The sequence below is a fragment of the Streptococcus sp. 1055 genome, assembly GCF_013276815.1.
In the GTDB taxonomy this organism is placed as follows: Bacteria; Bacillota; Bacilli; order Lactobacillales; family Streptococcaceae; genus Streptococcus; species Streptococcus pseudopneumoniae.
In genome coordinates, this window is the sequence record NZ_VMLT01000151.1 from 1 (window position 1) to 6,203 (window position 6,203).

The window sequence follows — 6,203 nt, forward strand, 5'->3', positions numbered from 1 at the left end:
CTGACGAAGTCAGTAACCACACCTACGGCAAAGTGAATCTGAAGTAGTTTGAAGAGAGTATAACTTGTCTTTTAGAAAAGGAGCCTATAATGAAAGTCTTTCAGAATGTAAATATCGTGACTTGTGATCAAGATTTCCATGTTTATCTTGATGGAATCTTAGCAGTCAAGGATTCTCAAATCGTCTATGTCGGTCAAGATAAGCCAGCGTTTTTAGAGCAAGCTGAGCAGATTATAGACTATCAGGGAGCTTGGATTATGCCTGGGTTGGTCAATTGCCACACCCATTCTGCTATGACAGGTTTGAGAGGAATTCGGGATGATAGCAATCTCCATGAATGGCTCAATGACTATATCTGGCCAGCAGAAGCTGAGTTTACTCCCGACATGACTACTAAGGCGGTCAAAGAAGCTCTGACAGAGATACTCCAGTCAGGAACAACAACCTTTAATGATATGTATAATCCCAATGGTGTGAATATTGAGCAGATTTATCAGGCAGTGAAAGATTCCAAGATGCGTTGTTATTTTTCTCCGACTCTTTTTTCTTCAGAGACAGAAACAACTGCTGAGACTATAAGCAGAACTCGATCCATCATAGACGAAATCTTAAAATATAAAAATCCAAATTTCAAGGTTATGGTAGCACCTCATTCTCCCTATAGCTGCAGTAGAGACTTGCTGGAAGCGAGTTTGGAAATGGCAAAAGAGCTTGCTATTCCAATCCATATCCATGTGGCGGAGACCAAGGAAGAATCAGGCATTATCCTGAAACGATACGGCAAACGCCCCCTCGCCTTTCTAGAAGAACTGGGTTACTTAGATCATCCGTCTGTCTTTGCTCATGGGGTCGAATTAAACGAGCGAGAAATTGAACGCTTGGCAACTTCTCAAGTGGCTATTGCTCACAATCCTATCAGTAATCTCAAACTGGCATCAGGAATTGCTCCAATTATCCAGCTCCAAAAAGCAGGAGTAGCAGTCGGAATTGCGACTGACTCGGTCGCTTCCAATAACAATCTTGATATGTTTGAGGAGGGACGGACTGCAGCCCTTCTTCAGAAGATGAAAAGTGGAGATGCCAGCCAATTTCCTATCGAAACAGCTCTCAAGGCACTGACAATCGAAGGGGCTAAGGTTCTAGGAATGGAAAATCAGATAGGAAGTCTAGAAGTCGGCAAGCAGGCAGATTTTCTCGTTATTCAACCACAAGGCAAAATCCATCTCCAACCTCAAGAAAATATGCTCTCTCACCTAGTTTATGCTGTCAAATCCAGTGATGTTGATGATGTCTATATTGCTGGAGAACAGGTTGTTAAGCAAGGTCAAGTTCTGACAGTAGAACTTTAGAAGAAAAATCACGAAAAATTTTAAAAAAAGTTTGTAAAAATCTTGCATTCTTTTTTTGACTATGCTATACTTATATACGGTTTGAAAAAACTGCCTAAGACAGTAGGGGAGCTCGACTCATAAATATCCTACCGAGGACAAAACGTATCATGTAAAAAGAAGCGTATTGTACTTTCGTGTCTAGGTTTGGGCGCGTTTTTCTTTTGGAAAAATTCCCCAAGCAAAATAATTACGGAGGTGAACACACTAATGAGTGAAGCAATTATTGCTAAAAAAGCGGAACTAGTTGACGTAGTAGCTGAAAAAATGAAAGCTGCTGCATCTATCGTCGTTGTAGACGCTCGTGGTTTGACAGTTGAGCAAGATACAGTTCTTCGTCGTGAGCTTCGTGGAAGCGAAGTTGAGTATAAAGTCATTAAAAACTCAATCTTGCGTCGTGCAGCTGAAAAAGCTGGTCTTGAAGATCTTGCATCAGTATTCGTTGGACCATCTGCAGTAGCATTTTCTAACGAAGATGTTATTGCACCAGCGAAAATCTTGAACGACTTTTCTAAAAACGCTGAAGCACTTGAAATCAAAGGTGGTGCAATCGAAGGCGCTGTCGCATCTAAAGAAGAGATTCTTGCACTTGCAACTCTTCCAAACCGCGAAGGACTTCTTTCTATGCTCCTTTCTGTACTTCAAGCGCCAGTGCGCAACGTTGCTCTTGCAGTCAAAGCGGTTGCAGAAAGCAAAGAAGACGCAGCTTAATCTTAAGCTACGTAGCGTAGCCTAGCTACGAAAATCTATTATAAATTTAAAACATATTTGGAGGAAATAACAATGGCATTGAACATTGAAAACATTATTGCTGAAATTAAAGAAGCTTCAATCCTTGAATTGAACGACCTTGTAAAAGCTATCGAAGAAGAATTTGGTGTAACTGCAGCTGCTCCTGTAGCTGTTGCTGCAGCTGGTGCTGCTGACGCTGGTGCTGCTAAAGATTCATTCGACGTTGAATTGACATCTGCAGGCGACAAAAAAGTTGGCGTTATCAAAGTTGTACGTGAAATCACAGGTCTTGGTCTTAAAGAAGCTAAAGAACTTGTTGACGGTGCACCAGCACTTGTTAAAGAAGGCGTTGCAACTGCAGAAGCTGAAGAAATCAAAGCTAAATTGGAAGAAGCTGGAGCTTCAGTTACTCTTAAATAATAGAGCGACTACATTAGTAGCTTAAAAACATGATTAAATCGCTATTCTTAGGAGTAGTGGTTTTTCTTTTTGTTTAAGAAGTTGGCGAGTAAGTAATACTCAATGAAAANNGACGAAGTCAGTAACATATCTACGGTAAGGCGACGCTGACGTGGTTTGAAGAGATTTTCGAAAAGTATAAAATAGATTGAATTTAGAATAGTCCACTGAGTTTTATAAAACATTGTTAGAAATTGGTTTGAATTCCGCAATCAATTTGTTCGGTTTTTATTTCATTTAATTTAATTTAATTAAATTAGAATTTCCCAACCGTTTAACTCAAGATAAAAATCCCCAATCGAAGCGATTGAGGATTAAGCAAATGAATCTTAAACAATACCTTGGGCAATCATAGCGTTTGCTACATTTTCAAATGCAGCAATGTTTGCTCCTGCAAGATAGTCTTTATCAAGACCATATGTTTCTGAAGTTGTTTTAGCTGTGTTGAAGATGTTTGTCATGATGTCTTTGAGACGTCCATCAACTTCCTCACGAGTCCATGAGAGGCGAAGACTGTTTTGGCTCATTTCAAGGGCTGAAACGGCTACACCACCAGCGTTGGCAGCTTTGGCAGGTCCGTAGAAGATACCATTTTCTTTGTAGATTTTGATGGCATCAAGGTCGCTCGGCATGTTGGCACCTTCAGATACACAGATAACGCCTTGAGCAACCAAACGTTTAGCTGCTTCACCGTTGATTTCGTTTTGAGTAGCACATGGAAGCGCAATATCATAGTTTCCAGCGTAAGTCCATACAGAACCTTCGTGATATGTTGCAGTTGCTTTCTCAGCTGCATACTCAGTCAAACGAGCACGACGTTTCTCTTTAACATCAACCAAAAGATCGAAGTCGATACCATTTTCATCGATGACATAACCGTTTGAGTCAGATACAGAGATGACAGTAGCGCCAAGTTCAGTCGCTTTTTGAAGAGCGTATTGAGCAACGTTCCCAGAACCTGAAATAACCACTTTCTTACCAGCAAAGCTATTACCGTTAGCTTTCAGCATTTCTTCAGTATAGTAAACCAAACCGTAACCAGTTGCTTCTGGACGAATCAAGCTACCACCAAATTCAAGAGGCTTACCAGTCAAGACACCAGCATCAAATTGGTTAAGACGCTTGTATTGACCATAAAGGTAACCAATTTCACGTCCACCTACGCCGATATCACCAGCAGGTACGTCAAGTGATGGTCCGATGTGTTTTTGCAACTCAGTCATGAAGCTTTGGCAGAAGCGCATCACTTCAGCATCTGTTTTACCTTTAGGATCGAAGTCTGATCCACCTTTACCTCCACCGATTGGAAGTCCAGTCAAGACGTTTTTGAAGATTTGTTCAAATCCGAGGAATTTCAAAATCCCTTGGTTTACAGTTGGGTGGAAACGAAGTCCTCCTTTGTATGGTCCAACAGCTGAGTTGAATTGAACACGGTAACCACGGTTTACTTGAATTTTTCCATCACGGTCAACCCAAGGAACACGGAAAGAAATTACGCGCTCAGGCTCAGTAATACGTGCCAAGATATTTTCTTCGATATACTCAGGGTGTTTTTCAAATACAGGTTCCAAAGTGTTGAAAAATTCTTCAACAGCTTGGAGGAATTCAGCCTCGTGCCCATTACGAGCTTTTACAGTTTCAAACACGCTTTGGATATATTCTTTAGCAGATGTCATATCGTTCTCCTTTTGTTGTCATATTTTATTACATGAGCTATTATAGCAGAATTTTTTTAAACTGTAAAGAGAAAAACAAAAATTTTCTAAAAATTCTTTCAATTTAGTTTTAAGACTTTTTGAAAATAGACAAAAAACGAACCTTTTTCTTGTAAATATCTTTCTCAAAGAGAAAATCTGAAAATATGCTATAAGAGAAGAAAATGTTTAGCAATTCAGAAATCACTTGTTAATTTATCCATGATATGTTAGATTTGCCAGCAAAACTATGACCATTTTGGAGGAAAGAAATATTTACATCTCCTTATTCAGGGCAGGATTTTCTATACAAGTATAGATGTCTTGCTGGAGTTGGATCATGGAACCCAAGCGGTTATTGAGATTTAGAACTATCATCAGAATTTTTTCATTAGACTTGTTCGGTAACCATAAAGTACTATACTATCTATGAACAAGACCCAGAAAAAGTAGCCTTATTTCTTAAGAATTTTAATAGTTTAAAGCACTTAGCACCTGTTTATATTGATGAAACAGGATTCGATACTTACTTTTATCGAGAATATGGTCGCTCATCAAAGGATCAGTTAATAGGAGGTAAAGTCTCTGGAAGAAGATATCAGGGGATTTCTTTGGTTGCAGGTCTAACAAATGGTGACTTAATCGCTCCAATGACCTACGAAGAGACGATGACGAGCGACTTTTTTGAAGCATGGTTTCAGAAATTTCTCTTACCAACATTAACCACACCCTCAGTTATTATTATGGATAATGCAAGATTCCAATAGAATAGCTAGGATAGAATTCTTGTGTGAAGAGTTTGGGCATAAACTTTTACCCCTTCCTCCCTACTCACCTGAGTACAATCCTATTGAGAAGACATGTGCTCATATCAAAAAGCACCTCAAAAAGGTATTACCAAGTTGCAATACCTTTTACGAGGCTCTTTTGTCCCACTCTTGTTTCAGTTTGTTATAAACACCTAAGATAAGAGCTATACTAGGTAAATAAAAATCTCTATACTATTTGAAAGTGAAGACTACTCACTGTGAGATAGTATAGAGTATTTTTGTTGTAGTTAAACCATCCTACCCATTCCCCATTGTAATTAACACGGTAACCGTCTGGTGTAGTCGTATTGATTGCTAGAGCACCAGAGCTATAGGCATAGTACCATTTGCCAGATACCTTCATCCAGCCTGTTTTCATAGCACCTGAATCTTGAAGGTAGTACCAGCTACCATTATCTTTGAGCCAGCCAGTCTTCATAGCACCTGAACCGTCGAGATAGTACCAAGTCTCACCGTCTTTCAACCAACCTGTTTGCATCCAGACTGAACTATCGAAGCGATACCAGATATTATCTAATTTTGCCCACTGATTGTAAGGGTAAGATCCCATCAAGTTGCATAAACTACCAACGCGAGCCAGCTTGTCGCCAAAAACCCATACTTTTACCTACTTCTTGCATTTGGTTAAAGAAATTGTAGGAATTATTCGTTGTACTCTTATTTTCATTTTTGATTTTATGAGTTCCGATAGCCTTCAAATTTTTGTCAAAAAGATTCGCCTTAGTCGCAAATGTTTGAATCTGAGAAGAGTAGGCTTCTATGTATTGAATGGCTTTTCCATAACCACCAGCTAATTCTTCAGAGCCACCAGATGATGTTCCGAAACTTTGTGCAACGGTAATCCATCCATTTTGAGTAACAGGGTTTTCAAAGGCTGCCAAACCCATATAGGTCAATTCTGGATTGATTAAGGATTCGTAGTGTCCAGTTTAATCAGAGACATTTGCTCCGCTACGAGATTTATACTCATCTACTTTCAAAAAGCATTCTAGTCCATCTCCGATTAACGATGGACGTTATCACCTCCTTCTCCAGTCCTTGTATAACATCTTGAAGTTGATTCATGACATCTTCCAAAGTTCGAAAGGCTTTATTCTTAA

The 6,203-nt window shown here is 39.4% G+C and carries 4 protein-coding genes, 4 pseudogenes and 1 other annotated feature; of the genes and pseudogenes, 5 read left to right on the forward strand and 3 right to left on the reverse strand.

The annotated features are described in order from the left end of the window. Positions 1-89 precede the first annotated feature (89 nt). From HT699_RS11055 to rplL, 3 genes are all read left to right on the forward strand, one after another. Positions 90-1,349, forward strand: coding sequence for a TRZ/ATZ family protein (locus HT699_RS11055; protein ID WP_000862496.1), 1,260 nt, complete (start codon positions 90-92; stop codon positions 1,347-1,349). Between the two features lie 75 nt (positions 1,350-1,424). Continuing rightward, positions 1,425-1,560, forward strand: a sequence feature (ribosomal protein L10 leader region). Positions 1,561-1,598: 38 nt separating this feature from the next. Next, the gene (gene rplJ, locus HT699_RS11060) at positions 1,599-2,099 is read left to right on the forward strand and encodes a 50S ribosomal protein L10 (RefSeq protein WP_001287278.1); all 501 of its coding nucleotides are present in this window, start codon (positions 1,599-1,601) and stop codon (positions 2,097-2,099) included. Between the two features lie 72 nt (positions 2,100-2,171). Then, a complete protein-coding gene (rplL, locus tag HT699_RS11065) occupies positions 2,172-2,540 on the forward strand; it encodes a 50S ribosomal protein L7/L12 (protein ID WP_001196965.1) in 369 nt (122 codons plus the stop codon). A gap of 368 nt (positions 2,541-2,908) precedes the next feature. Here rplL and gdhA read toward each other — a convergent pair whose 3' ends face one another. Then, complete coding sequence (gdhA, locus tag HT699_RS11070) at positions 2,909-4,255, reverse strand: NADP-specific glutamate dehydrogenase (protein ID WP_000199528.1); 1,347 nt, start codon at positions 4,253-4,255, stop codon at positions 2,909-2,911. A 203-nt stretch (positions 4,256-4,458) separates the two neighbouring features. On the opposite strand from gdhA, the pseudogene HT699_RS11930 reads away from it, so the two are divergent. Both HT699_RS11930 and HT699_RS11075 read left to right on the forward strand, forming a co-directional pair. Further along, positions 4,459-4,639 (forward strand): annotated as a pseudogene (locus HT699_RS11930) (hypothetical protein); the annotation flags it as partial. A gap of 56 nt (positions 4,640-4,695) precedes the next feature. Next, positions 4,696-5,230: pseudogene (locus HT699_RS11075) on the forward strand (transposase); the annotation flags it as partial. Positions 5,231-5,341: 111 nt separating this feature from the next. On the opposite strand, the pseudogene HT699_RS12230 reads toward HT699_RS11075, so the two are convergent. Continuing rightward, positions 5,342-6,065: pseudogene (locus HT699_RS12230) on the reverse strand (choline-binding protein C); the annotation flags it as partial. A gap of 4 nt (positions 6,066-6,069) precedes the next feature. Further along, positions 6,070-6,203 (reverse strand): annotated as a pseudogene (locus tag HT699_RS11090) (IS630 family transposase); the annotation flags it as partial.